Genomic DNA, 25,809 nt, shown 5'->3' with positions numbered 1-25,809 from the left:
TAAGTTCGGATCGCAAGATTCGACCTTGCACGGTCACGCAGAGGTGAGAGACGCTCAAACAGAACAGCCCGCTTCATGGGCTTGCCTATTTCAACGGCTTTAGTCCCGCCTCGATTTCCTTGCGGCGCGGTTCGAGGAATGGCGGCAGCGCCAGCTTTTCGCCGAGGGTTTCCATCGCCTCGTCGGTCGCAAAGCCGGGACCATCGGTTGCGATCTCGAACAGGATTCCGTTCGGCTCGCGGAAATACAAACTACGGAAATAGAAGCGGTCGATCTCCCCGCTGTGGTTGATGCCGAATTCCGACAGTCGTTTCGTCCACGCATGATAGCTCGCCTCATCCGGCGTGCGGAACGCGACGTGATGCACCCCGCCGGCGCCTTGCCGCGCGGGCGGCAGGTCTTTCTGCTCGATCACATGGATTTCCGCCGCCGGCCCGCCTGCCCCCATCGCATAGACGTGGATGCGGTGTTCTCCGTCGGGCGATGCATAATCGCGAACCCGCTTCATGTTCATCACGTCAACCAAGGCGCGCTCGGTTCGCGACAGCTCGGGCACGTTCAGCACGATGGGGCCAAGTCCGCGAATCTGGTGCTCGGCCTGCACCGGGCTTTTTTCCCAAGGGTTTGCCTCGCCTGTGCCGCCGTCATCCACCAGCACCAGACGCTGCCCTTCCGGGTCCTCGAACGGCAGTGTCAGGCGGCCATCCACCTCCGTCACCTTGCCGGTGTGCACGCCGAGCTTAAGCAAACGATCCTGCCAGAAACCGAGTGCCTTTTCGCCGTTGACCCGCAGCCCGGTGCGCGCCACGCTGTGCGTGCCACGATGCTCCCGCGCCGTCGGCCAGTCGAAGAAGGTCAAGTCGGTACCGGGCGAGGCTTTTCCATCCGCGTAGAATAGGTGATATGCGCTCACATCGTCCTGATTGACGGTTTTCTTCACCAGCCGCATACCAAGAACGCCGGTATAAAATGCGAGATTGCCCTTGGCGTGGGCGGAGATCGCGGTGAGATGGTGAATGCCGGTGAGTTGCATCGGACTCTCCCTTTGTGGACGGAAACCGGAAATCAATTGGCCAACGTGGTCATTCTAGCAGATGATGTAGGACGAGTTTTCAGGCCGCGCCAGACACTTAATTCCAGCAGCGTATTTCGAGGATTGATCATGACAGAGCACGTACTGGTGACCGACGAAGACGCCACACGCGTCATCACGCTGCGACGGCCAGAAAAGAAGAATGCGCTGACGCAGGAAATGTACGCAGCGATGAGCAACGCCATCGACACGGCGCAGAACAATCCCGAGATTCGCTGCCTGATCATCACCGGCGGCTCCGGCGTATTTACCGCCGGCAATGACCTTGACGATTTTATGAAAGCGAGCAGTGCAGCACAGGGCGAAGCGCGCCCGATGAACGCGGTGAAGTTCCTGCATTCACTGGTGCACAACACCAAGCCGATCATCGCGGCGGTGGACGGCATTGCCATCGGCATCGGCACCACTCTCACCTTCCATTGCGACTACGTTCTCGCCAGCACCGCGGCAACGTTCTCAACCCCGTTCATCCATCTCGGTCTCGTGCCCGAAGGGGCTTCGAGCCTGCTGGTGCCGATGACCATGGGCCATCAGCGCGCTTTCGAAATGCTGGTGATGGGGCGCCCTGTCAGTGCGCAGGACGCCAAGGAGGCTGGGTTCGTGAATGCCGTGGTCGCGCCGGGCCATACCGAGGTCGAAGCACGCAAGGTCGCCCGCGAAATCTGCGCGCTTCCCGCGGAAGCGGTTGCCTTGTCGCGCAAGCTGCTCAAGCAGCCGCCGGACGAACTGGTTCGCCGCATTGAACAGGAAAGCCACCTTTTCAGCGAGCGGATGAGCTCGAAAGAGGCGATGGCCGCTTTCAAGGCCTTCTTTGCCCGCAAGAAAGCGTGATATTTAAACGTCAGAACCAAGGCCTATATGAATCGTCCTGCCCGGCCTTGTGCTGGGTATCCCCGCCTTCTATTCGTGGAACCTGAACAGGGGACACTGTCCATGCCGACACTCTACTATCACCACACTGCCTGCATCGATCACGACACCGCCCCCGGTCATCCCGAGCGTCCGGATCGCATGCGCGCCATCGAGCAGGGATTGGCCGCAGATCTCTTCAAGCCGCTAGTTCGCATTGATGCACCGGTGGCCGATTTCGACACCGTCGCGCTGTGCCATAGCAACGAATACATCGACGAGCTGCGTCACATCTCGCCGAAAGAGGGGATGATCTACCTCGACGGCGATACCTCGATGTCTCCGGGCACGCTGGAAGCCGCGCTGCGCGCCACGGGCGGCGCCGTTGCGGCAGTCGATGCTGTCATGACCAACACCAAGACCAACGCGTTCGTCGGGACGCGTCCGCCGGGCCATCACGCCGAAACCGCAAAGCCGATGGGCTTCTGCTTTTTCGACAGCGCAGCGATTGCCGCGCGCTACGCCCAGCGCAAATACGGCATCACCCGCGCAGCGGTGGTCGATTTCGACGTCCATCACGGCAACGGCAGCCAGGAAATTTTCTGGTCTGATCCGACCGTGATGTACGCCTCGACCCATCAGATGCCGTTGTTTCCGGGCACCGGTTCGACCTCCGAACGCGGCGAGGAAGATACCGTCGTCAACGCGCCGCTGCGGGCCGGAAACGGCGGCCGCGAATTCCGCGAAGCCTTCGACCTGGCGATCCTGCCGCGGCTGGAGCAGTTCGCGCCGGAGCTGATCGTGATTTCCGCAGGCTTTGACGCGCACTGGCGCGATCCGCTCGGCAGCCTTGAACTCAAGGAAGAAGACTATGCGTGGGTGACCCGCAAGCTGATGGAAATCGCCGACAAGTCCGCGCAGGGGCGTATCGTCTCGGTGCTCGAAGGCGGCTACGATCTGCAGGGATTGCGTGATTCCGTTGCCGTGCATGTCGCAGCGCTGATGAACAACTAAGGTTGATCGTCAGCTTCCAGCACACGGCAAATCAGGCTAAACAGCCGCCATATTGCACTCGTAAATCATTTCTAGATTTCGCGGTGTGGAACTGAACGTGAGGATACTGAATGGCCGATAACACTCATGCGGATGTCAAGACGCTGAGCTTTGAGCGCGCGATCGAGGAGCTTGAATCGATCGTGAAGCGGCTCGAAGACGGCAAGGTGCCGCTTGAGGAATCGGTTGCGATCTATGAGCGCGGCGAAAGCCTGAAACGGCGTTGTGAAGAGCTGCTGCGGCAGGCGGAAGCGCGCGTCGACAAGATCACCACCGATGCCAACGGCAATGCTGTGGGGACCGAGCCACTCGACGTGCAGTAAGAGGGCTTCTACCTCGCTTCCCGCCCTGCCCCGGTGAGCAGGAAGCCGTGGGCTCCCTGTCAGGCTTACCTTCCCGGGCATGTCCTCGAGAGAGGAATGGGCGCTTATGGAACATACCTATGAACGCGATCAGCGGCCTCTCGATCGCTGAAATCGGTCAAAATCCGGCCATTTGAACCCGTTTCCAGTCTGAAATGACCAAGATGTGAGCCAGCCTGCGCACACCTAACGGATTGGCATGACTTTGGAATTGGTATAAGCCACGGGTCCGCTTCGGACCTTTGATGGCCTGTGTATTGCCTCGCCGGGCGTTCTCCCTTTTACCTCATTGCGGAAGATTGACGTGTCACATTCGAGCAAGACTCCCCTTCTTGATGCCGCGCCGACGCCGGACCTGCTGCGCAAGCTCAAGCCCGAGCAGTTGCGCCAGTTCGCCGACGAACTGCGTCAGGAAACAGTCGACGCAGTATCGGTGACGGGCGGACACCTCGGCGCCGGTCTCGGCGTCGTCGAGTTGACCACGGCCTTGCACTATGTGTTCAACACCCCCGATGACCGCATCATCTGGGACGTCGGCCATCAGGCCTATCCGCACAAGATTCTCACCGGTCGCCGTGATCGCATTCGTACGCTGCGCATGGGCAATGGTCTATCCGGATTCACCAAGCGCGCCGAGAGCGAATACGACCCGTTCGGCGCGGCGCACTCCTCGACCTCGATTTCAGCCGGTCTCGGCATGGCCGTCGCGCGCGATCTCACCGGCGGCAAGAACAACGTCATTGCGGTGATTGGCGACGGCTCGATGTCTGCGGGCATGGCGTATGAAGCCATGAACAACGCCGGCGCAATGCACTCGCGCCTGATCGTCATTCTCAATGACAACGACATGTCGATCGCGCCGCCCGTCGGAGCGATGTCGGCTTATCTCGCGCGGCTGATCTCGAGCCACACCTACGGCTCCGCCCGTGAGGCCCTGAAAAACCTCGCCCATCGCCTGCCGAAATTTTTTGAAGATCGCGCTCTGCGCGCGGAGGAATATGCACGCGGCATGGTCACCGGCGGCGCGCTGTTCGAAGAACTCGGCTTCTTCTATGTCGGCCCGATCGACGGTCATAACCTCGACCATCTCCTGCCCGTCTTCACCAACGTGCGCGATGCCGGCAATGGTCCGGTCCTGATTCACGTCGTGACGCAAAAGGGCAAAGGCTATGCGCCCGCTGAAGCAGCGCCCGACAAGTACCATGGCGTGGTGAAGTTCGATGTCGCCACCGGCGCCCAGGCCAAGGCCAAATCCAACGCGCCGTCTTATACGTCGGTGTTCGGGCAAAGCCTGATCAAGGAAGCGCAGAAGGACGAAAAGATCGTCGCCATCACCGCCGCCATGCCGAGCGGCACCGGCATCGATATGTTCGGTCAAGCGTTCCCGAAGCGCACCTTCGACGTCGGCATCGCCGAACAGCACGCCGTGACCTTTGCAGCGGGTCTCGCCACCGAAGGCTTCAAGCCGTTTTGTGCGATCTACTCGACCTTCCTGCAGCGCGGCTATGACCAGGTCGTGCACGACGTGGCCATCCAGCGTCTTCCGGTGCGCTTCGCCATCGACCGCGCCGGTCTCGTCGGCGCCGACGGTCCGACCCACGCAGGCGCCTTCGACAATGCCTATCTCGGATGCCTTCCGGGAATGGTGATCATGGCAGCGGGTGACGAAGCCGATCTCGTGCACATGATCGCAACCCAGGTGGCCCTCAACGACGCGCCGAGCGCATTGCGCTATCCACGCGGTGAAGGTCGCGGCGTCGAGATGCCGGAAGTCGGCATTCCACTGGAGATCGGCAAAGGCCGGATCATGCGTGAAGGCTCCAAGGTCGCCCTGCTGTCGTTCGGCGCCCGTCTCGGCGAGTGCCTCAAGGCCGCCGACGACCTGGAAGCGCTTGGCATATCCGCAACGGTTGCCGACGCCCGGTTCATGAAGCCGCTCGACCTCGATATGGTGCTCAAGCTGGCACGCGAGCACGAAGTCCTGATCACCATCGAAGAAGGCTCGATCGGCGGTTTCGGCACTCACGTCCTGCAGACGCTAGCCGATCATGGCGCGCTTGATCGCGGCCTGAAGGTCCGCACGCTCGTCCTGCCGGATATTTTCATCGAACATGATTCACCAGCGACGATGTACGCGCAGGCGGGTCTCGACGCCAAGGGCATCGTGACCAAGGTGTTCGAGGCGCTCGGCAAGGACGCCAAGTCCGAGACGGTGAAACTGGCCTGATATTCGAAAGAACGGCTTTAATATCCGAAGGAAGATATGGGCGAACGCAAGCGCGCAGACCTGTTGCTGGTTGAGCGTGGCTTGTTTGAGAGCCGCGCGAAAGCGCAGGCTGCGATCGAAGCAGGCCGGGTGGCGGCCAACGGAAAGCCAATCGTAAAGCCGTCCGAGACGATACCGGACGACGCTGTGATCGATGCCGAGCCGGCCCATCCATGGGTATCGCGTGGCGGCGTCAAACTCGCCGGCGCACTGGAGCAATATCCCATCGACGTTGAAGATCACGTCTGCGTCGATGTCGGTGCGTCGACCGGCGGCTTCACAGAGGTGCTGTTGAACTATGGCGCAAGCCTCGTCTATGCCATCGATGTCGGCCGGGAACAGCTTCATCCCAGTCTGCGCGGCAATTCGAAAATCATCTCGATGGAAGAAACCGACATTCGTTCGCTGGCAGGCAAGCGTCTGGAGAAGCGTCCTGATATCGTGGTGATCGATGTCAGTTTCATTTCCCTCAAGCACGTGCTGCCCGCAGTGCTGCCGCTGGCCGCAGCGCCGATGCATCTTCTCGCGCTGATCAAACCGCAATTCGAAGCGGATCGTAAGCACTCCAAAAAAGGCATCATTCGCGACGAGGCCGTGCATCGCGCGGTGTGCGGCGATATTTCCGAGTTCGCGGCTTCGCTCGGTTGCACCGACATCAAGGTGTTTCCGTCATCCATTACAGGTGGTGATGGTAACACGGAATTTTTTCTCGGCGCGCGGCGCGGTTGAGCACGCGATAAGATGGCCTTGCGACTGGAATGGCTTTGAATGTCTGAACGCCTCACCATCGATCATGTCGGTCATTTCGGCGACGGCGTGGCCCTCACCGATGGCATGAGCGTCTACGTGCCCTATGCATTGGGCGGAGAGACGGTCGACGTCCTTCCCTCGCCCGGCCACGGGGATCGGCGATTGCTCGCCCATGTCATCGAACCGAGCCCTGAGCGCATCGATCCGTTCTGTCCGCATTTCGGTACCTGCGGCGGATGTGCAATCCAGCACTGGCAGGACAGCGCCTACCGAAACTGGAAACGGCAGCTTGTCGTTGACACGCTCACCCATGCCGGCCTCGCCTGTGAGGTCGAAGATCTGATCGACGCCCATGGCACCGGCCGGCGGCGAATGACCATGCACGCCCGCCAAAGCCAGCAAGGCGTGTTGCGCGTCGGTTTCGCCGCGGCGGGACGGCACGAGATCATCGCGATCGACCACTGCCCGATCCTTGATCCCGCCATGCGCGGCGCCGTCGAGGCGGCCAACGACATCGCCGAACTGCTCAAGCCTGTGAGCAAGCCGCTCGATATCCAAATCACCGCGGCGGCCAACGGCCTGGATATTGATGTCCGCGGCTCCGGCCCGCTGAATACAGCAATGCTCTCTGCGCTATCGAAGCTCGCAGCGAAACATGATCTGGCGCGGCTTACGCGACACGGTGAGCTCGTCATTATGCGCAGGCCGCCCGTCATTCGCATCGGCAAGGCCGAAGTGTCGCTGCCGCCGGGCTCCTTCATGCAACCAACGCTGGCGGGTGAAGACGCGTTGGCCAGTCTCGCCATCACGCTGTGCAAGGGCGCAAAACATGTCGCGGATCTCTTCTGCGGCTTCGGCCCGTTTGCGCTGAGACTTGCGGAGAAATTCAAGGTGGCTGCGTTCGACAGCGACGCCGGTGCGGTGGCAGCCTTGCAAAACGCAGTGAGGAACACTCAGGGTCTAAAGCCGATCAAAGCTGAAGCCCGCGATCTGTTTCGTCGTCCGCTGATGCCGCAAGAGTTGCGGGACATCGACTGCGTCGTGTTCGATCCGCCGCGGCAGGGCGCGCAAGCGCAATCGCAGCAGCTTGCTGCGAGCAAAGTCGCTCAGGTGGTGGCCGTGTCGTGCAATCCGGCAACATTCGCCCGTGACGCGCGCATCCTCCTCGACGGCGGCTTTAAAATCGACAGCGTCACACCCGTGGACCAATTCCGCCACACGCCGCATGTGGAGTTGGTGGCGCGTTTCCGCCGCTAGAAAAGCGTTTTCAAGCGAAGCGGTGACTAAGGCCTGTACGCATAGAGCGATGCAGGACAGCTGATGTCCATTTTGCCCCCGAAATCGGACATCCGCGGGGACGTAGGCATGTCCGCTAAGGGCCATCAGCAGACATTCAGTGCCTATTCCCGACGATCGTCCCGGCTCCAGATCAGGAGTGCAATACATGATGCAACAATGATCCATAAAATAGCTCCAACTCCCGCCAAGGGCGCGGCGATGAATGCAACGATGTAGCCTATGGCACCAGAATACGTCCCAAGCAAAAAAAGGGATGGTCCTGCATGTACGATCAGCCCGACGAAGAACACCAGCCACGGGCTGAATGCCCGATTTTTGATGCCGGTTACCAGAAAGACAGCAGCGATAATGATGGCTGCTAGGTGAAACAAGATTGCGAAGGATACGAAGGATTCCAAAATGCATCCCTGTTTCTTCTTAGCCGCCGCTGTGCGCAGCTTGGGCTTCCGCCGGTGTCCCCAAATAGTTCACAAGAGGCTGCATGGCCAATTAGTTTGTAGGCTCCTTTTTCCATCAACCTCACATACCGATTGATAATATTGGATTAAGTGAATGACTTCCGGCGTGGGTCTAATTTCTGCTATGGGTCAAAAGGCGACTTCGCCGCCCCATCCGCACTTGATCAGTTCTCGCCCGGATCTATGAGCACACGCCTGAGTTCTTCTATAAGCTTGGTTACGCGTGAGGCGGGTTTGCGCTCGAACTCCCGGTTGAAGGCGAAGCCTCCGTTGGCAATCGTGACGTCGGTTTATCCATGCTCGTTATCCAAACCTTGTACCAGGCCATGAGCGTCAAGATCGTAAGACCCACGATGTTGACCAGGATTTGCATCCAGATCGCATCACTGACCTGGATCAGAACGAAGTAACCGACGAATGAAAGAAAAATGCCGACACAGAAGGTTTGCAGCGATTGCTGGCCACACAGAATAGCGGGCCTGAAGATACGCCAGTGAAGGCCGGACCAGTCACGGGGCAAGAACCGCGTGACCAGCAATACGATGATTGCCAAATGCAGAACCCGATATGGAGCGAGATTGGTCTTGTCATTCGGATTGAAGGCATCATAGAGCCAATCTGGAAGCGCCGCTCGAAGCGAAGGGACCCAGCCGGCCAAGGTCATGATGAGAGCGAAAATCAGATACGCTGTCCCAAAAATCAGCAGGCTGCGCGACCTGATGATTGGCATCGATACGGCCGCCCCACCCAATGCAAACCATGCGCCGAGTACGAACAGCAGTTGCCAGCAGAATGGGTTGAAGTACCAGGTTCCGGAGGGATAGGAGGGAGCATTCCAATCAAAATGGCGCGCGGCCAAGTACAATAAAATCGATGCGATTGCCACCAGATTTGGTTTTCGGATCATTGCCCACAACACAACCGGAAACACCAACATCAGGACGACATACAGTGGAAGCACATCCATGTTGAGAGGCTTGTATCTTAGCGTGAGCACGCCAAGAAGCATGTGAACCGGATTCTCGAAGAACAAGTGGATGTTGTATATATTATCCAAATTAGGGTCGTGATATTCCAGAGCCAAGTATCCGATCCCTGAGGCGTAGACGCAAAACAGAAACACCTGAGCGACAAAGATTTGCCAGGTGCGCCTCAATATCCGGGCTCCGCCCACCACCGTGCCGCGATCGATCATAATTCTGGCGTACACAAATGACGCCGTAAAACCCGAGATAAAGACGAACAGATCAGCCGCGTCGCTAAATCCGTAGTACAGGGTCGTAAGCCAATTGAAGATGTTGTTTGGAATGTGATTGATGAAAACCTGCCAGTTGGCGACGCCGCGAAATAGGTCGAGCCTTAGGTCACGGCCTTTGGGAGGAAGTATCACCGCCATCGGATGCTCTCCCCGCTGAGTACGGAGTAAACGTGCTAACTATAACGTTTCCCGCAATCGTTGTTGAGGTTGATCAAAGTCTTTCGCGGCGGCGGTTTGATCAAGGAAGGGCTCAGGCCGTTCGAGATTGTCCAGCTCACGAGCGGCAGTCGAGAACAGCGCCAACGGTGTCCGCTTCATCCCCGCTTTCATGCAGCGGTTTTTTTTTGATCTGTGAACACCTTCGACGCCGGGAATTTGGGGATTTTTGCGAAAGTTGGGATGCACATGACTCCGAACAGACTGAGCAAGGCGTTCGGCCGTCAGGCTTTCGGCGACAATCCCGCGGGCTACCACCGCGCGCGACCGCCCTATCCTGAATGGGTGTATGACACCCTGACCTCACGATGCGGTTTGCGCCGCGACGCTGCGGTGTTCGAGATCGGAGCGGGCACCGGCACCGCGACGCATCGGCTGCTCGAACACGGCGCTGACCCGTTGGTGGCCATCGAGCCGGACCAGCGCCTTGCCGATTTCCTGCGCGACGCCCATCCCGGTAAAACGTTGAGCGTCATGGTGTCCTCATTCGAGGACGCAGCCCTGGAAAGTGAAACCTTCGACCTGGGCGTGAGCGCCACAGCCTTTCATTGGCTGGATGAAGATTCCGCTCTCGTGAAGATCGCGAGCCTGCTTCGCCGAGGGGGCTGGTGGGCCGCAGTATGGAACGTGTTCGGCGATGACAGCCGGCCGGATCCGTTTCACGACGCGACCAAGGAATTGCTGGAGGCCCCTGCCAGCCCCTCAGCCGGCGAAAGCGGCATCCCTTTCGCGCTGGATTCTGTAGCGCGATTGGCAGCGCTGAAGCGCACCGGTGCGTTCGATCTCGTGGAACACAAAGCGAGCCGATGGCCTCATGTGCTCGATGCCGAGCAAACCGTGGCGTTGTATGCGACCTACTCGAACGTCAACGCCCGTTCCGACCGCGAGACGGTGCTGGCCGAACTCGGCCGCATCGCCCGCGAGGACTTTGGAAATCGCGTTGTCCGGAATATGACGACAAGTCTCTATCTCGCCCGCCGCGCGGACTGACGCGACGCAGACTTCAGCACCGTCAGGTCGGGCGACTTTGGCGGCCGGTGATCAAGCCATAGAGGAAAAGCAGGATGACTGCGCCCACGACGGCCCCAATGAACCCCGCGGACTCACCGGCCCTGTACCAGCCGACGGCCTGGCCCAGGTAGGTCGCGACGAACGCGCCGACGATCCCCAGAATGGTCGTCAGGATGAAGCCCTGCGGCTCCGTTTTGTCGCCAGGCATAATGAACTTGGCGACGACGCCAACGATAAAGCCGATGATAATCGTCCAGATGATGCCCATCTTGCAGCTCCCGTCGCGAACAGGCATTTGCGGACATCACCCTGAGAAGCTCGCACAACAGCCGTCTTGATGTAGATCAAAACGCGCGATCATTTGAGACGCCGGAGGCTCCCCAGACCCGTCGCGCGCTTACGAGTTGCGCGCGGCCAAGTGGGTGGCCAAGTGGGTGGCCAAGTGGGTCGCCAAGTAGCCGGCGAGATTGTCGAGCGTCTGGTAGCCGTATCCGACAGACAACTCGCTTGCCATTAGTGCCGCGAGGACGATCGGTCGATCAACTTTCTCGTCCATCCGCACTTGATCAGCAACCAAGATGGCCATGTCCGCTAAGGGCCAGGAACGGACATTCACAGAAGGCACGTCTCTGCTTTTCAGTCGCACGGGTTAATCCTTTCGAGGAGCGCAAAGATGCCGATTTTCGAGATATGGTAGCAGTGGCGCCTGAGCCCGCTTCGCGTTTGCCCAGGAGTTTTGTAGTGCGAAATACAAGTCGAGCCGGGCGCTTCACACCACTCCATCCGCGGCTTGCTGCAGCCGGGTTCAGGGCCGCCCTCCCCCTTGCGGAGCGGTTCTTGCGGCACAAAGGCATTCATCGTCCGAACAGCCAATTCGCCGCCGAGCGGGCGCGAGATTTGGTCGCAAGACTGGCGCGCGGCGAAACGGCTTATCTCGTTGGCATAAGTATCGGCGGATTCCACAACACGGGAGTTGCGCTCGTCGAGGTGACGCCTGCTGGCGGTCTCCGGATCATCTGCAACAATGAGGAAGAGCGCTTCTCGGGCCGAAAGCATACCAACGCCTATCCTCACGCATCGCTCGAAGTGTTGACTGAAATCATGAAAGGTTTGGGCATTGGCCCCGAGCGGATCGTCGCTTGTCTCGCGACCTACGATTACTCTCTGCTTATGGCCTCGGCGCTTCGGTCCGTTCTGGAGGAATTTCCCGCAAGCCTGCACCTGCCATTCCAGGGTAACGCTGTGCTCTTCGATGGCGACCAATTGAAGGAGGGATTTAAAGCCCCAGCCCGGTTGGGTCAGCTCTTCGGCCTCGATTGCAGAATGCCGATCATTGGCATGCCGCACCACGACAATCACGCATGGTTCTCATATTTGGCCTCGCCTTTTGCCAGAGAGCGGCAAAAGACGATGATCGTCGTTGTCGATGGTTCGGGCGACTTCGCCTCGACGACGCTCTATCTCGGCGAGAACGGCGTGGTTGGGCAAATCCGGAGCAACGCCAGCTTATTCGACTCGCTCGGAATGTTTTACGGCATCATCAGCTCGACGCAGGGCGGCTGGACAGCGCTCAGCAGCGAAGGCCGATATATGGGCGCCGCGGCCTATGGCGACATGGATCGTTCGACCAACACTTTCTATCGGCAGCTGCAAGACATCTTTGATCTTCGGGTGGACGGCGACGTGTATCTCAACCGTTCGCTCGCGAATTGGCCCCGGCGTATGCTTCGTCAGCCCTATACCGAGGATCTCTCCCGGATCCTGGGCCGGCCCATCGCGCCTGAGGAGATGTGGAATCCCGATGCCGTCCTGCGTGTCGAAGACATCCATCACCGGCCGAATACGCAGGAAAGGCTCGACAAGGCGGCGGCCACCCAGATGGTTTTCGAGGATGGTCTCGTCCACATCATTGATGGTCTGATCCGGATAACGGGCAGCGACCGGCTGGTGCTGACCGGCGGCGCAGCGCTTAACGCAGCCGCGAACATGCGCGTGCTGGAGCATTTCGACGCCGGCTACTACGGTCGCGTCGTCAAGCAATCGACGCAGCTTCATTTGTGGACGCCGCCTGTACCGAACGACGCCGGGGTCACGATAGGAGCAGCTTACGCATTCGCCGCCGCCGCCGGCGTGTGTCTTGAGCCGGTGAGTCTTGGGTCGTCGCTCCAGCACGCTTTTTATTGCGGTCGCGCCCCCCGCATGTCCGATATCCACGTCGCTCTGGACGGTGCCGCCGATGTGGCCTGGATTGGCGTCGGCGATGCGTCGCACGGACCCGGGATGGAGGCCATCGCCGACTTGATGGCGTTCATCACCGCGAGAGACGGGATTATTGCGCTGTTCCAGGGGCCGGCAGAGACGGGACCCCGAGCGCTGGGTCACAGATCGATCTTGGCCAACCCTTGCAACCCGCGCACGCGCGAACTGCTTAACGAGCGCGTCAAATATCGCGAAGCGATCCGGCCGCTCGCGCCCATGGTGACGCTTTCGGCGGCAAAGGCTTTGTTCGATTTGTCCGAGGGCGCCTCGGACGATGACTACAACGCCTATAACTACATGGTGCTGACCGCGAGAGCCAAGCCTCAAGCGCGCGCCCAAGTGCCCGCCGTCATTCACGTCGATGGGACCGCGCGGCTGCAGATCGTACGCGAGGATACCGATGCCGTAACGCACGCCTATTTGAAAGCGCTCGGAAGGAGAATCGGCGTCGAGGTCGCGGTGAATACATCCTTCAACGTCGGGGGACCTATCGCGCAAACCCCCATCCAGGCGCTTGATACTCTGCGCCGCGCGAAGGGCATGGACGGTGTGTTCATGTTCTCAGAGGAAGGACAGGTGATCGCGGCCTGGACAAGGAAAACTGCAACCCGTGCGGCGGCGCGGATCCCTGAATGGCTCGCGGAGTGGCAAAGCGAAATGAACGCCGTGGTCGGGTTATCCGGAGCGCGGGCGTCGTGAAAAGCGTGTGTGCCGACCAGGCGGAATGTCCCTTTCGGGTCATTTGCAGAGATTCCCGGCCGGTCAGGCCATGCGTGCTCCACCCCTGGAAGCGAACAATCCGGCTTTATGGGTACACGCCCCAGTGCCGCGGATTTGAAGTTCCTCCGAATGAAACCGCAAGCTCGATGGAGAGCTTCATCCGAACAAGCCGCACGTCTGTGCGAACTTCGGAATCGAGACACGAGTTCGCGTGAAGAAAACGCGTCAAAATAAGAGTCGGGATATCAACGCCCCCACCGCTCCTGCCAGATCTTCTCGCCGATCAGGCACGACACGCGAGGCTCGCGTGCCGCAGCAGGAATGACCCGTGGCTCCGGCACGCGGCCAGCAACTTCCATCACCAATTTGGTGCGGATGGCTTCCTTGAACTTTTCCTTGCTCTTGATCGGCACCACGAACGATCCGGCACCGCCGACCACGCAATCCTCATAGTAGAAATCGAGGTTTTCGATATCCATCGTCGCGTAGTTGGTTTCCTTGGCCATGATCGGCAGGCCGTTGATGGTCACGCCCTTGGCGAGCGCGGCATCACGCGCCAAGGTCACCGGCTCGCCGTTGTTGTTGGGACCATCTCCGGAGACATCGATCACGCGGCGAAGGCCGTGATATTCGTTTGCTTCGAACAACGGCATCGCGAAATTGATCGCGCCGGAGATCGAGGTTCGCGAGGCACGGCGCAATGGCGCCTTCAAAATTTCCTCGGCGACGGCATCGGCGGATTCCGGACCGTCAATGATGCGCCAGGACATAACGACTTTCTGGTCGTTGGAGGCCGCCCACTCGAAGTAGGTCACAGCGACCTTTCCGGTCGGACCGGTCTTCAACGCCTGCAGGAATTCCGTGGAGGTGATGGCGCCGGCGTAGCCTTCGCGCTGGAGAGCCAGTTCGTCCATGTCCATTGAATAGGACACATCAACAGCGAGGATAAGTTCGACATCGACGCGCTTGGACTCGTCGATCTTCTGAGTCTGCACCGGTGTCGTGTTCGGCGCCGCCAGGCTGGCTGCATCCCCCGCCAACAGCGCGCCGGCGGCGAAAACCCCTCCGATCGAGACAGACCATCGCATGGCGACCCTCCCGTGGACTCCACATCAGATCGTGTCACGACCGACGGAAGCGGAAAAGCGGGAACCTGCATTACGCACGCATCTGTGTGCGGCTATTCCCGTCTGACAGGAGACCACCCAAACCGCGAGGTGATCGCTGCCGCCTCGAGCGGCTTGCCTGGTCTTCAATCGCTCCGGCAGGGCCAACGGTGGCCGTTTACCAACGGTTCACGCAATTTCCTTAAGCTAATCTATGCGGATTGCGCACATTTTGCGTCATTGTCCGACTGGAACTTGCAACACGACCACACTGCCCCGGCAGTCGAATTCCATTCGACTGACCGTTTTCGCTCGCGCGGGGATCAAACCGCCCAAGGGATGACCGTAGATGTTTTCGAAGTTCTCAATTCGGACCAAGTTGATTGCCCTCGTTTCCCTTCTGCTGATCGCTCCAATTTCCCTCGGCGCCTTTGCCATCTACGAGATGCGGGCGATCAATGAATCCGCGCAGGACATCCGGGTGACCTGGCTGCCTAGTATCCGTCAGATCAGCGAACTGCGGGTTCAGGCGGCGCGCTATCGGGCGATTTTGCGCGACCACATCCTGATCACCGATGAGAAAAAGAAAGCCAGCGTCAACAAGGCTCTCGCTGATCGCGTCAAGGCATACGATCTTGCGATCAGTAAGTACGAGCCGCTCATTTCCTCGCCGGAGGAACGAGCACTCTTCAATCAGTTGGGTACCCTCTGGCAGAATTATCGCAGTGCCGCAAACGACGTGATTGCGGCCTCCGCCAAGGGCGATTTTGCCAAGGCCGTAGAGATCAATACCGACAAGGCAACCCCGCCGGGCCGCGCCATGGACGATACGCTGCTCAAGTTGGTCGATCTGAATGAAAAGGGCGGAGCAAGATCCGGGGAAACAGCCAAGAGCGACTACGCTCTTGCATTTCGCATCGTGCTCGGCGTTCTCGCCATCATGGTCGTGATCGGACTCTGTGCAGCCGTCACCATTGTTCGCGACATCGCCCGCGGAATCGGCTCCATCCTTCAGCCGATGCGCACGCTGGCCACCGGCGATCTGAGTGTCGAAGTCCCTCATCAGCGCGAGGCTACCGAAATCGGCCAGATCGCCGATGCCGTGCAAGTCTTCAAGGATGCCATGATCGCAAAGTCCGCGGCGGACGAGGCTGCAGCGCAGGACGCCGACGCCAAAATGCGCCGGGCCGAGACCGTGGACAATGCCACCCGCAAATTCGAATCCATGATCGGTGAAATGATCTCGTCCCTGTCGTCAGCCTCCACAGAAATGGAAGCCACCGCCGGTACCCTGACCAATGCCGCCGACCTGACCCGGCAGCTCTCCAATTCGGCTGCAAGCGCGTCGCAGAACGTCTCTGAAAACATCCAATCGACCGCGACCGCCAGCGAGGAACTCACCTCGTCGGTCAATGAAATCAGCCGGCAAGTTCAGGAATCGAGCCGTGTGGGCAGACTGGCTGTCCAACAGGCCCAGAAGACGGATGCCAGCGTTGGCGAGCTGTCCCACGCCGCGACCCGAATTGGCGATGTCATCAAGTTGATCACGGCCGTTGCCGAACAGACCAATCTGCTTGCGCTCAATGCGACCATCGAGGCCGCCCGCGCGGGCGAGGCAGGCCGTGGGTTCGCCGTGGTAGCCTCTGAAGTGAAGGCCCTGGCTTCCCAGACCGCCAAGGCGACCGACGAGATCAGCGCACAGATCGCCGGGATGCAGGCCGCGACGACGGACTCGGTTGCGACCATCAAGGAAATCAGCGCTACCATCGACCTGATGTCCGAGATTTCCTCGACCATCGCTGCCGCCGTCGAAGAACAGGGAGCGGCGACTCAGGAAATCGCCCGTAACGTCCAGCAGGCGGCTGAACTCAGCGCCCAGGTGGCTGCGAACATCTCGGATGTCGATCGCGGCAACAGCGAAACGGGCGCAGCCTCCGTTCAAGTCCTGACCGCTGCCCAATCGCTCTCGAAAGAGAGCAATCACCTTCAGCTTGAGGTCCAGAACTTCCTGGCAACCATCCGCGCGGCATAAGCGGCGGCGAATAGGCCGCCGTTCTCTTTCGACAAACCCGGTGTTTTCGTAAAATGCGGAGCTGCCCGGCAGAAACGGCGCGAAAATCCGGGCGCCCGTAGTCTCACGGTTGCGCGCCTTTACCAAGCCTTCACCCAATGTGGCGAAAATGCGTTAACGGATTCCAGCAGCCAAACAAGGCCATGGAATCCGAAGGCTTGCTCTGTTCATCCATCGCCTCCCCCAAACGGCTACGGCGTCTGCTTCGTCGCAACGGGTTTGAAAAGCCCAAGGAATGTCATCATGTTTTCCAAGGTCTCCATCCGCGCCAAGATCACGGCTGTGATCGCGCTCCTGCTCGTCGCCATGGCGGCGATGGGCCTGCTCGCTCTTCGGCAGATGCAAGACATCAATGCCAACGCGACCGAAATCCAGACCAGCTGGCTGCCCAGCGTCCGCGCATTGGGTGACCTGCGCGCCGGTACGATCAACTATCGTAACGTGGTTCGCGAACATATGCTGGCGGAGACCGTCGAAGAGAAACAAGCGCAGGAACAGCTGCTGGTCACCATCGTGGAGGGCAACGACAAGCTTCGGGCCACCTACGAACCGCTGATCGCGTCGCCAGAGGAAAAGGCGCTGTACGACGAGTGGTTGAAGCAGTGGGTTCGCTATAAAAATGCGGCCAAGGAAGTGCTCGAACTCTCGCGCAAGGCGACTTCGACCTCCACCCATGAAGCGCACGAACTGAACACCACCACCGTCAATCTGATCGGCGTCAAGGCTGACCAGATCCTGAAGCAGGACATCGACCTCAACAACGCCGGTTCGGCAGCCGCCAGCAAGCGGGCTAGCGACAGCTACGCTACGGCACTGAAGATTGTGATGATCTCCCTCGGTTTCTCGGTTCTGTTGGGTATCGGCATCGGCTTCTACCTGATCCGCGACGTGTCGCGCGGCATTGGATCCATCGTGGCTCCAATGAAGGCACTCGGCGAAGGTGATCTCACCGCCGAGGTCCCGCATCGGGGCGAAAAAACCGAAATCGGAACCATGGCGGACACGCTTCAAGTCTTCAAGGAAGCCCTCGTCGCCAAAAAGGCGGCTGACGAAGCCGCGGCAGCCGATGCAGAAGCCAAGATCCAGCGCGGCCAGCGGGTGGACCGGATCACAAGCGACTTCGAAAAGCTGATCGGCGAAATGGTCGAGTCGCTCTCATCCTCCTCGACAGAGCTCGAGGCTGCGGCCAATACGCTGACCTCAACCGCGGAAACCACCGGCAGAACCTCCGGCTCCGCCGCAACCGCATCGCAGGAAGTCTCCAGCAACGTTCAATCGGTTGCCATTGCGACCGAGGAAATCACCTCGTCGGTCGCCGAAATCGGCCGTCAGGTCCAGGAATCCAGCCGCATCGCCAACGAGGCCGTGCGTCAGGCACAGAAGACCGACACCAGCATCGCGGAACTCTCGCAGGCCGCGGCCCGCATCGGCGATGTGGTCAAACTGATCACCGCCGTTGCCGAACAGACCAACCTGCTTGCACTCAATGCCACGATCGAAGCCGCCCGCGCCGGCGAAGCCGGGCGCGGTTTCGCCGTCGTTGCTTCGGAGGTGAAAGCGCTGGCAGCCCAGACCGCAAAAGCCACCGACGAGATCAGCACCCAGATCGCCGGGATGCAGTCGGCGACCCAGGAGTCGGTCGCCACGATCAAGGAAATCGGCACAACCATCAATATGATCTCGGAAATCTCCTCGAGCATCGCTGCGGCGGTGGAGGAACAAGGCGCGGCAACGCAGGAAATCGCCCGCAACGTGCAGTACGCCGCTCAACGCAGCGGCGAAGTCGCCACCAGCATTGCCGATGTCAGCCGCGGTGCCGGGGAAACCGGTGCCGCGTCCGGTCAGGTGCTGTCGTCCGCGCAGATGCTGTCCAGCGACAGCAGCCGGCTCAAGACTGAAGTTGAAAAATTCCTGACGACGGTTCGCGCCGCCTGATCAAATCCCCCGATCAAAGCAAAATCGGCGGCTTCGCAGCCGCCGATTTTTTTTGAGGGGTCGTCTCAGCCACAGACATAGACGCGTTGCCAGCGCCAGCCATAACGCGTCCGGACCTGTTGCAGATCGTAACATCCGTAATCGTAGTTGTCGTAATTGTCGTAGTACCCGTAGTCGTCGTAATACGGCCAACCAAAGCCGAAGCCGACTGCGAACGGAGCGAAGCGGCGGAAATGGCCGCGATGATGGAAGCCGTGGCGGAATCCTCCACCGCGAACGGCGGCAAAACGCGCGCCCCTCGGCACCGTCGCAAAGCGGGGGCCACCGAAGCCGCCTCCGCGCATCGCAGCAAAACTTCCGCCCCGAAAGCCCGGCCCGGCGCCAAAGCCACCACCACGGAAAGCCGGCGCGCCGGCAAAGCCGCCGCCGCGGAAGCCGCCACCCATCATCCCTCCGCCGCGAAAGCCACCGCCTCCGCCGAAGCCTCCGCCATGGAAGCCGCCGCCCCCGAACCCGCCGCCGTGGAAACCGCCGCCCCCGCCGAAGCCGCCTCCACCGTGGCCGCCGCCCCCGCCGCCGCGCGCATAGGCATCAATTGGTGAATACGCAGCAACTGCCGCAACGGCAGCGACTGCAATCATGAATTTTCTGAGCATGGCTCACTCCCACCAAAGGTGTGCACCCCCAGAATCATAACGTTGCATGCGGGGTTTTATTGCGTATCGCAGAGCTAAAATTTTATTGAGAGAGAATTGATGCAGGCGGCAATTGAATTTTGCGACCACTAGTGTGGTGGTTCAGAAGTTCGCTTCATTTTTCCGCGCATCCTTCAAGCGAACTTCTGAACCTGAGCCACACTAGAATCATAGGTTGCTAGTGTCCTTTCGAATCCGAAGTTCGCTGCGAGGCGCGCTGCATCATGAGGCGAGTTCGGATTCGGGACATTAGCCCGCACGGCTGATAAGGGCCTCAGCGTTGGGCGGCGTTGCATCGCCTGCGCAGATGCTGTCTCTGCCATTGTCCTTCGCGCGATAAAGCGCCGCATCCGCTTCTCGAACCAGAAGCAGCGGTTTTGCCGTCTCGGAACCGGGCATCGCTGTCGCCAACCCGATGCTGACCGTCACGATGCTGTGTTCACTGCCGCCGTGACCGATCTGCAGGGCATGCACGCCATCGCGAATAGAAGCTGCAACCTGCCTTGCCCCTCGGCTGTCGGTGTTTGGCAGCACCACTGCAAACTCCTCGCCGCCGTAGCGGGCCGCGAGATCGTCGGGTCGCCTGATGGAATCGCTGATCACGCCAGCGATGGCCCGCAGGACGCGATCACCACCCTGGTGGCCATAAGTGTCGTTGAACGACTTGAAATGATCGACATCGATCATCAGCAGCGACATCGGTCGAGCATCGCGCGCGGCACGGCTCCATTTGCGCGCCAATCCACGATCAAACCAGCGGCGATTGGCGAGTTTGGTGAGGCCATCCGTGCGGGCCAGCAGCTCAGCCGCCTTTTCCGCGGTGGCACGCCGTCGAAGCTCGCTCTCCAACATCCACACCAGCATGAGCACGCTGCTCGTCATGATTGCAAATATGCCGGCCAGCACCAGCATTTTCGATCGCCAGGGCGCAAGGATCTGATCGGTGGACAGGCCAACGACCACGGCAAATGGCAACTCACCAACCCGATGGAATGCAAAGTGACGTGCGGTACCATCCATCGACTGATCGCTGGCGAACGTTCCTTCTGGCTGGTTCCGCAAATGCGTAAAGACCGGCGCGGCGTGCCAGTCGGCGCCAATAGGATCCATGACGTTCAGATTGCGCGCGACCAGCGTGCCATCATCCCGGAGCAACACGATCGAATCCCGCGACCCCATGGAAACCTTGTCGAAGATGCGCTCGAAATAGCTGAGCCGTATCGTGCCGGAAACGATGCCGCCAAACCCGCCATCGGGCTTGTTGATGCGACGGCTGACCGAGATGCTCCAGATGCCTTCCTGCAAGCGAGCCCTGAACGGCTTGCTGATGTAAAACCCGACGCCGGGATTACGATGGACATTGAAATATTCCCGATCGGAAAAATTTCCAGCCCGTGGCGAAACGCCGTGCGAGTCCAGAAAAAATTCTCCCTTTTCGTCGATCGCAACGAGGGATCCCAATCCGGGGGCTGTTGCTGACCTGTCGAACAGGATTTTCTGCCGCAGTTCCGGCTCCTGATACAGAATATCGGGATCAGTTACGCCCTCGAGAACCGACTGCAGCGACAGGTCGTAAAGTTCGATGTCGCGCGCGATCCTTTGACTGGTGAGAGACGCGATGTTCATCGCCGCCTGCTCGTTCATCTGAATGGTCGAGCGATAGAAGTCGTAACCGATCGCAGAAAAGAACGAGAGCAGGACCACGAGTCCACATGCGGTCGCTGACCAGACAAACGTCCGGCTGGAATGCATCAGCATCGACCGCAGGAATTCCAACTCCGCCGCTCCAAAATCGAACAAAGGGCAGCGTCAACCTGCTCTTATTTTGCTAATCGGACGTCTACGGAGCTACACAGCATCGAACTCAGACAAGTCGCTGTTAATGATTTGCTAAAGTCGGCAACCAAGGCGCGCATAACTGGAACTGCACGTAGCGAAGGTTATATTTCGCCAAGGACGTCGCGCCGATGCTTGTCGAATTCTTCGGCGTACCGTCGCAGCGTATGCGCTTCGGTGAGAATTCCGATCACTCGCCGTTGATGTGCTGAATCAACCACCGCGAGCGATTCCGCTTCTGCAGCGTCGAATGCAGCGACCGCCTGTTTCACATTCATCTCCGGCGACAATGTTGCATCGCGATAGCGCAGAATGTCTTTTACGCCTGCTCCGGGCGTATCCTTCAATCCTTGCGCTTCCGCGACAAAAATCACGCCCGCATAGCTACCGCTAGCGTCGATACCCACCACCTGCGTTTTCGATCCGAGGGGGAATTTGGCGATGAAATCGTTGATCGGCATATCAGCATCGACCGTTACTGCATCGGCCCGCATCATGGTCTTCACTGTCAAATCTCTGATCCAGCCGACATCCGCAGCGCTGCGAATGGTCTCACCGCGCAAATGAAAACGCCACGTCGCGAACGAATAGCCGAACAGCTCGCGCGTGACCTGCATTGAAATAATCACCGCGATCAGCACCGCGGTCGTCAGCCAGAAATTGCCCGTTGCCTCAAGGGCGATGAAGGACATGGTGAGCGGGCCACCAATGATCGAAGCCGACAACGCGCTCATTCCGATGATGGCGTAGACATTGGGATCGAAATTCAGATGCGGGAAAACGACGGAAAGGCCTGCGGCGAACAAGTGCCCGCCGAGTGACCCAAGCAGCAATGACGCGAAGAACAATCCTCCGCGAAAGCCGGAGCCAAGCGAGACGATGGAGGCGAAAGCCTTCAACACGAAAATAATGGCGATCGTCGTGACGGGCAGCACGATCATGCTGTTGACATGCAGCGCTCCGTGGCCCGAGGCGAGGACCTGCGGTGTGATAAGCGCCATAAGCCCGACAATAAATCCGCCGAGCGCGGGGCGCAGCGGAGACCACAGATTGATTTTGGACAGCAGCGTATCGAATAGCGCGACACCGCGCATGATGGCGATGCCGGTCAGCGCTGCGAGCAGTCCGAGAACGCACGCGATGGCGAGATCCTGCCCCATCACCTCACCGACCTGCCGCACCACGATTCCTAAAGACAGCGGGGCGAACGCGTGTGTCACCGCGTATCCGGTCACGGCTGCGATACCGATGGGAGCAAGGCTGGCCGGAGCATAGCTGCCGAGCACAAGCTCAAAGGCATAGAAGGAGCCGGCGAGAGGAGCCCCGAACGCCCCCGCAATTGCCGCGGCAGCACCGCAGCCAACCATCACGCGCTGGTCGACACGCCGGAGATGAAAGCCGCGACCAACGGACGACGCCACGCCGCTCGCAAGCTGCGTATAGCCCGCCTCGAGCCCGACCGAGCCGCCAACACCGCTCGACCAGATCGTTTGCAGGGCGACGATGATACTGCCCCGAAACGACATATAGCCGCCGTGCAACGCGTTCGCCTCAATCGGGTCGATCTCTCGTCCCGGACGCCACCGCAGCAGCACTAGCAGAGCTAACCCCAGCACCAGCCCGCCAAGCGCAGGCACGGCGATGGCACGCACCGGGTCAATCGAGGTCTGGCCGGACAGGCGCGCGCCGATCGGAATGTTGAACAGTGCGACATGGAGCACTTCCACCGCGGCGCTCATGGCAGCCACCAGCAGACCGGAGATGGCGCCGATCAGAGCGGCAATGACGATCAGTGTGGATTCACGCGCTCTGACGAGCGCCCGCAGTCGTCGCGGAGCTTCGAGATAAAAGCCGGAAGGGACCATCGAGCTAGGTTTGCAACATGAGCGACAGGGGGATTTAGGGCGGGCTTTTACGCCTCCCAACGGAGAATGCTACCCAGAAAATCAGCCGATTTCGCGGTTCAAAAATGCATCGGGATCATGCAGCCACTCCGGTCGTATGAACCTTATGTGACCGTAGCCCTGTACCGGAAACAGTACATGACAACGGCTCACCACAGCGAATTGTAGTCGGGAAATCTCTGCAGCACCGGGTCGTAACGCGCCGGGACAATGCGGGGGAGCACCCGTCTGAGCACGGCGTTGGCAAGCAATGAGGTGTGGCGGACATAGAGATCGATCGGATCGAGGCGATGGCGAAATCGCAGTTTCGGCTCGTAGTTTAGCCCGGTACTGCGGATGCAGGTGTAACGATTTGCAACAGCCCAGTTAAAAAGATCGCGCGTCACGTAGTGATAGAGATGGAAGTCGAGCGCAACGGCGTAGTCCAACCCTACATATTCGTAAAAGAGCTGGTCGCTCTCCACCATACACAGGGCAAAAGCGACCAGCGCATTATCACGGCGCCAGGAGAAGAACCGGGTCTTGTCGCTCATCCGTTTTCCGAGTGCGCGGAAGTAGTCTTCGGTCAATTCTTCGAAGCGAAGTTTTGATCGCTCAAACACCTGCAAATAAAGCCGGTATATTTCACCGACGGAGCCGCCGACATCGTCGGTGACTCTCATGCTGATCTCAATGCCCTCGGTCGCCTTGAAATTCTTCCGCAACTGCCGTCGGGTCTGGCCACTCAGTTTGGCGAGTGCGTAGGCATCGAAATCGGGAAAGCCACCGGTATCCATGATGGTCATCGGCATGCTGGGGATACGGGTAAAACCCTTTTCGAGAAAGCAACCGAACGGTTTGCGATACTCTGCCGGAAACTCCTTCAGAACGATCATATAAGCGCGGATGGAGCGCGCGATCTGCACGATTCCGTCGGAGAGAACTTTGGCGATCAGTGCGGGCGGCAGATCGCCTGCCTCCGCAAGATGTCCCTCACCTGCGGAGCACCCCACCATCATCGTTCGCAGTTTGAACAAGCGGGGATAACGTCGCCGCACGAACGAGACCAGACGCCACTCGGACCCTAGCCCTTCCAGCAGATCCTGATCCAGAAGGAAAAACGGCTGTACCGCGCGGATGATCCCCACCGCATCGACAATGGCGAGATAGCCGTACTCGAACCGGTCGCGCAGGGTGTCTTCGACAATTTCGTAGTAGCGATGATCTTTCCTGGAGTCCCTGAACGCGGATTTCCACGCATCGCAATCTTGCAGCTCCGCGCGGGTGACGATGCGCAGTGAAAACGAGGCGCTGGTCGCGTCTGAAATAATACTGGTCATGAAATAAGGCCCGAAACATCCGCGCCGACGGCGGCGCGATGCCCCTAAAAGCTTTATTCATTCCGCAGCTTTTGTTCAGTGGCCAATCACAAATGGATGACCAGGCATCGCCATCCTTCTCGGGTTGTATCGTATGCCCATCAACCTGCAGCGCTTGGCTCTTCCGGCAAGCCGTAAACCCGTTCGTCGGCCGAAAACCCCGCCACCGAAAACAGCCCAAGATCTGTCCACGGGCAGTCCGTATGGCGGACAAAATCGGCGGACGCCAAGACCGTGCGATTGAGCCGGCTGGTGATTTTTTCGATCCGGGCAGCCAGGTTCACCGCAGGGCCAATGCAGGTGAAGTCGAGACGATCTCCACCGCCGATGTTGCCGTACAGCACCTTCCCCGTGTGCAAGGCCAGGCCAAAACGGAAACCGTCGAGGATCTCCGCCCCCGCCTCGCAGCGCATGGCTTCGACGTTGGTCCGGCATTCGCGGGCGGCTTCAAGGACCCGGCTGCAAACCGTGGCCGCGTCCCCCTCATTCTCGGCGATGGGAAAAATCGCCAGCAACCCGTCGCCCATGAATTTGAGGACTTCGCCGCCATGCTTCAGGATCGGTGCGACCTGGCAATCGAAGTACGTATTCAAGACATTCACCACCGTTTCCGGCGACAGGCGATCCGACAGCGGTGTGAAGCCCCGCAGATCCGAAAGCCAGATCGCGGCGTGCATGGCTTCGGTGTGACCCCGGCGAATTTGTCCGGCCAGAATCCGCGCCCCTGCCCGCGGGCCGACATAGTTGTCGAGCAGGCCCGCAGCGGTCCGGCGCAACAGCCAGATTTCGATCATGCGCGTCAGCGGCGGCAGGAGCGATCGCATGCCATCGATGTGAGCATCGCTGAAGCCGTCGGGATCCTTGGTCAGCCAGCTCGACGCATGGACCTCGCCGTCGGACATGTGAAGCGGAAGAGCGATATAGTCCGTCGCACCGGAGGCGCGCATTTCGGCCAGAAACGGCGAGTTGCCGACGCTCGAATCCAGGAGACGCCGCCGCACCTCGAGCCCCTGCTCGAATACGATCGATAGCGGGCTCGACAGATAATCGTCAGACGCCTCAGAGCCATGGGCCATGCCTCCCATGCTGACGCCGGAACCCTGGCGCCAAATGAAGCTGCGGCCGATCAGATTGGGATGAAGCATGCTGACGAACACGCCGACCCGCGACAGCGGAATGCCGCAATCGACCATCCGCTCGCAGGCCTGAGCCATGAACTGGTCAACGCGTGACGCCGAGCGCGCACCATCGATCAACCAGTCTGCAACGCTTTGAAGTTCAGCGGCCACCATGCGCCAGTTTTGCTTTAC

21 protein-coding genes are annotated in these 25,809 nt (G+C 59.7%); 10 read left to right on the top strand and 11 right to left on the bottom strand.

The genetic code is table 11. The features are described 5' to 3' along the window. Positions 1–85 precede the first annotated feature (85 nt). Positions 86–1,033 carry a ring-cleaving dioxygenase gene (locus ACP0KA_RS15845; protein ID WP_424629703.1) on the bottom strand — a complete coding sequence of 316 codons (948 nt, stop codon included), beginning with the start codon at positions 1,031–1,033 and terminating at the stop codon, positions 86–88. 129 nt (positions 1,034–1,162) lie between these two features. Between ACP0KA_RS15845 and ACP0KA_RS15840 the strand changes: the two genes are divergently transcribed. From ACP0KA_RS15840 to ACP0KA_RS15815, 6 genes are all read left to right on the top strand, one after another. Then, the gene (locus ACP0KA_RS15840; protein WP_424629702.1) at positions 1,163–1,924 is read left to right on the top strand and encodes a crotonase/enoyl-CoA hydratase family protein; all 762 of its coding nucleotides are present in this window, start codon (positions 1,163–1,165) and stop codon (positions 1,922–1,924) included. Between the two features lie 102 nt (positions 1,925–2,026). Beyond that, entirely contained in the window at positions 2,027–2,956 is a 930-nt protein-coding gene (locus tag ACP0KA_RS15835) for a histone deacetylase family protein (RefSeq protein WP_424629701.1), read from the top strand. 110 nt (positions 2,957–3,066) lie between these two features. Beyond that, positions 3,067–3,318: an exodeoxyribonuclease VII small subunit gene (locus tag ACP0KA_RS15830; RefSeq protein WP_424629700.1), complete on the top strand. Its 252-nt coding sequence runs from the start codon at positions 3,067–3,069 to the stop codon at positions 3,316–3,318. A gap of 343 nt (positions 3,319–3,661) precedes the next feature. After that, positions 3,662–5,584 carry a 1-deoxy-D-xylulose-5-phosphate synthase gene (dxs, locus tag ACP0KA_RS15825; protein WP_424629699.1) on the top strand — a complete coding sequence of 641 codons (1,923 nt, stop codon included), beginning with the start codon at positions 3,662–3,664 and terminating at the stop codon, positions 5,582–5,584. Between the two features lie 36 nt (positions 5,585–5,620). Continuing rightward, positions 5,621–6,352, top strand: coding sequence for a TlyA family RNA methyltransferase (locus tag ACP0KA_RS15820; RefSeq protein ID WP_424629698.1), 732 nt, complete (start codon positions 5,621–5,623; stop codon positions 6,350–6,352). Positions 6,353–6,391: 39 nt separating this feature from the next. Next, positions 6,392–7,630: a class I SAM-dependent RNA methyltransferase gene (locus ACP0KA_RS15815; protein ID WP_424629697.1), complete on the top strand. Its 1,239-nt coding sequence runs from the start codon at positions 6,392–6,394 to the stop codon at positions 7,628–7,630. 143 nt (positions 7,631–7,773) lie between these two features. Here the strand turns inward: ACP0KA_RS15815 and ACP0KA_RS15810 are convergent, their stop codons facing one another. Continuing rightward, the gene (locus ACP0KA_RS15810; protein ID WP_424629696.1) at positions 7,774–8,070 is read right to left on the bottom strand and encodes a hypothetical protein; all 297 of its coding nucleotides are present in this window, start codon (positions 8,068–8,070) and stop codon (positions 7,774–7,776) included. A 277-nt stretch (positions 8,071–8,347) separates the two neighbouring features. Further along, positions 8,348–9,526 (bottom strand): OpgC domain-containing protein, encoded by a 1,179-nt coding sequence (locus ACP0KA_RS15805; protein WP_424629695.1) that lies wholly within the window; start codon positions 9,524–9,526, stop codon positions 8,348–8,350. 267 nt (positions 9,527–9,793) lie between these two features. Here ACP0KA_RS15805 and ACP0KA_RS15800 point away from each other — a divergent pair, with 267 nt between their 5' ends. Further along, complete coding sequence (locus ACP0KA_RS15800; RefSeq protein WP_424629694.1) at positions 9,794–10,594, top strand: class I SAM-dependent methyltransferase; 801 nt, start codon at positions 9,794–9,796, stop codon at positions 10,592–10,594. A gap of 22 nt (positions 10,595–10,616) precedes the next feature. On the opposite strand, the gene ACP0KA_RS15795 is transcribed toward ACP0KA_RS15800, so the two are convergent. Both ACP0KA_RS15795 and ACP0KA_RS15790 read right to left on the bottom strand, forming a co-directional pair. Next, entirely contained in the window at positions 10,617–10,883 is a 267-nt protein-coding gene (locus ACP0KA_RS15795) for a GlsB/YeaQ/YmgE family stress response membrane protein (RefSeq protein WP_424629693.1), read from the bottom strand. Positions 10,884–11,012: 129 nt separating this feature from the next. Further along, on the bottom strand, positions 11,013–11,261 hold the full coding sequence (locus tag ACP0KA_RS15790) for a hypothetical protein (protein WP_424629692.1): 249 nt from the start codon (positions 11,259–11,261) through the stop codon (positions 11,013–11,015). Between the two features lie 44 nt (positions 11,262–11,305). On the opposite strand from ACP0KA_RS15790, the gene ACP0KA_RS15785 reads away from it, so the two are divergent. Further along, positions 11,306–13,573, top strand: a complete 2,268-nt coding sequence (locus ACP0KA_RS15785) for a carbamoyltransferase C-terminal domain-containing protein (RefSeq protein ID WP_424629691.1) — start codon at positions 11,306–11,308, stop codon at positions 13,571–13,573. A gap of 266 nt (positions 13,574–13,839) precedes the next feature. Here the strand turns inward: ACP0KA_RS15785 and ACP0KA_RS15780 are convergent, their stop codons facing one another. Continuing rightward, a complete protein-coding gene (locus ACP0KA_RS15780) occupies positions 13,840–14,682 on the bottom strand; it encodes a DUF1194 domain-containing protein (RefSeq protein ID WP_424629690.1) in 843 nt (280 codons plus the stop codon). A gap of 367 nt (positions 14,683–15,049) precedes the next feature. Between ACP0KA_RS15780 and ACP0KA_RS15775 the strand changes: the two genes are divergently transcribed. Then, positions 15,050–16,732 carry a methyl-accepting chemotaxis protein gene (locus ACP0KA_RS15775; protein ID WP_424629689.1) on the top strand — a complete coding sequence of 561 codons (1,683 nt, stop codon included), beginning with the start codon at positions 15,050–15,052 and terminating at the stop codon, positions 16,730–16,732. A 282-nt stretch (positions 16,733–17,014) separates the two neighbouring features. After that, entirely contained in the window at positions 17,015–18,706 is a 1,692-nt protein-coding gene (locus tag ACP0KA_RS15770) for a methyl-accepting chemotaxis protein (protein WP_424629688.1), read from the top strand. Between the two features lie 65 nt (positions 18,707–18,771). Here the strand turns inward: ACP0KA_RS15770 and ACP0KA_RS15765 are convergent, their stop codons facing one another. The 5 genes from ACP0KA_RS15765 to ACP0KA_RS15745 form a co-directional block, all read right to left on the bottom strand. Beyond that, on the bottom strand, positions 18,772–19,362 hold the full coding sequence (locus ACP0KA_RS15765) for a hypothetical protein (protein WP_424629687.1): 591 nt from the start codon (positions 19,360–19,362) through the stop codon (positions 18,772–18,774). A 288-nt stretch (positions 19,363–19,650) separates the two neighbouring features. Next, the gene (locus tag ACP0KA_RS15760; RefSeq protein ID WP_424629686.1) at positions 19,651–21,177 is read right to left on the bottom strand and encodes a sensor domain-containing diguanylate cyclase; all 1,527 of its coding nucleotides are present in this window, start codon (positions 21,175–21,177) and stop codon (positions 19,651–19,653) included. A gap of 164 nt (positions 21,178–21,341) precedes the next feature. Next, positions 21,342–23,102: a chloride channel protein gene (locus ACP0KA_RS15755; RefSeq protein WP_424629685.1), complete on the bottom strand. Its 1,761-nt coding sequence runs from the start codon at positions 23,100–23,102 to the stop codon at positions 21,342–21,344. A 188-nt stretch (positions 23,103–23,290) separates the two neighbouring features. Next, a complete protein-coding gene (locus ACP0KA_RS15750; protein ID WP_424629684.1) occupies positions 23,291–24,460 on the bottom strand; it encodes a GNAT family N-acetyltransferase in 1,170 nt (389 codons plus the stop codon). 140 nt (positions 24,461–24,600) lie between these two features. After that, positions 24,601–25,791: an adenylate/guanylate cyclase domain-containing protein gene (locus ACP0KA_RS15745; protein ID WP_424629683.1), complete on the bottom strand. Its 1,191-nt coding sequence runs from the start codon at positions 25,789–25,791 to the stop codon at positions 24,601–24,603. Between the last annotated feature and the right edge of the window lie 18 nt (positions 25,792–25,809).

The sequence above is a fragment of the Bradyrhizobium sp. SYSU BS000235 genome (genome assembly GCF_049747295.1).
Classification (GTDB): Bacteria; Pseudomonadota; Alphaproteobacteria; order Rhizobiales; family Xanthobacteraceae; genus Afipia.
This window is presented reverse-complemented; position numbering and strand designations above follow the sequence as displayed.

Excerpts from the sequence above, each read along its gene's own strand:
- ACP0KA_RS15820 (WP_424629698.1), top strand. The coding sequence starts at position 5,621 with ATGGGCGAACGCAAGCGCGCAGACCTGTTGCTGGTTGAGCGTGGCTTG.
- ACP0KA_RS15765 (WP_424629687.1), bottom strand. The coding sequence starts at position 19,362 with ATGCTCAGAAAATTCATGATTGCAGTCGCTGCCGTTGCGGCAGTTGCT.
- ACP0KA_RS15815 (WP_424629697.1), top strand. The coding sequence starts at position 6,392 with ATGTCTGAACGCCTCACCATCGATCATGTCGGTCATTTCGGCGACGGC.
- ACP0KA_RS15795 (WP_424629693.1), bottom strand. The coding sequence starts at position 10,883 with ATGGGCATCATCTGGACGATTATCATCGGCTTTATCGTTGGCGTCGTC.
- ACP0KA_RS15835 (WP_424629701.1), top strand. The coding sequence starts at position 2,027 with ATGCCGACACTCTACTATCACCACACTGCCTGCATCGATCACGACACC.
- ACP0KA_RS15780 (WP_424629690.1), bottom strand. The coding sequence starts at position 14,682 with ATGCGATGGTCTGTCTCGATCGGAGGGGTTTTCGCCGCCGGCGCGCTG.
- ACP0KA_RS15785 (WP_424629691.1), top strand. The coding sequence starts at position 11,306 with ATGGTAGCAGTGGCGCCTGAGCCCGCTTCGCGTTTGCCCAGGAGTTTT.
- ACP0KA_RS15840 (WP_424629702.1), top strand. The coding sequence starts at position 1,163 with ATGACAGAGCACGTACTGGTGACCGACGAAGACGCCACACGCGTCATC.
- ACP0KA_RS15745 (WP_424629683.1), bottom strand. The coding sequence starts at position 25,791 with ATGGTGGCCGCTGAACTTCAAAGCGTTGCAGACTGGTTGATCGATGGT.
- ACP0KA_RS15830 (WP_424629700.1), top strand. The coding sequence starts at position 3,067 with ATGGCCGATAACACTCATGCGGATGTCAAGACGCTGAGCTTTGAGCGC.
- ACP0KA_RS15845 (WP_424629703.1), bottom strand. The coding sequence starts at position 1,033 with ATGCAACTCACCGGCATTCACCATCTCACCGCGATCTCCGCCCACGCC.
- ACP0KA_RS15770 (WP_424629688.1), top strand. The coding sequence starts at position 17,015 with ATGTTTTCCAAGGTCTCCATCCGCGCCAAGATCACGGCTGTGATCGCG.
- ACP0KA_RS15755 (WP_424629685.1), bottom strand. The coding sequence starts at position 23,102 with ATGGTCCCTTCCGGCTTTTATCTCGAAGCTCCGCGACGACTGCGGGCG.
- ACP0KA_RS15775 (WP_424629689.1), top strand. The coding sequence starts at position 15,050 with ATGTTTTCGAAGTTCTCAATTCGGACCAAGTTGATTGCCCTCGTTTCC.
- ACP0KA_RS15805 (WP_424629695.1), bottom strand. The coding sequence starts at position 9,526 with ATGGCGGTGATACTTCCTCCCAAAGGCCGTGACCTAAGGCTCGACCTA.
- ACP0KA_RS15800 (WP_424629694.1), top strand. The coding sequence starts at position 9,794 with ATGACTCCGAACAGACTGAGCAAGGCGTTCGGCCGTCAGGCTTTCGGC.
- ACP0KA_RS15750 (WP_424629684.1), bottom strand. The coding sequence starts at position 24,460 with ATGACCAGTATTATTTCAGACGCGACCAGCGCCTCGTTTTCACTGCGC.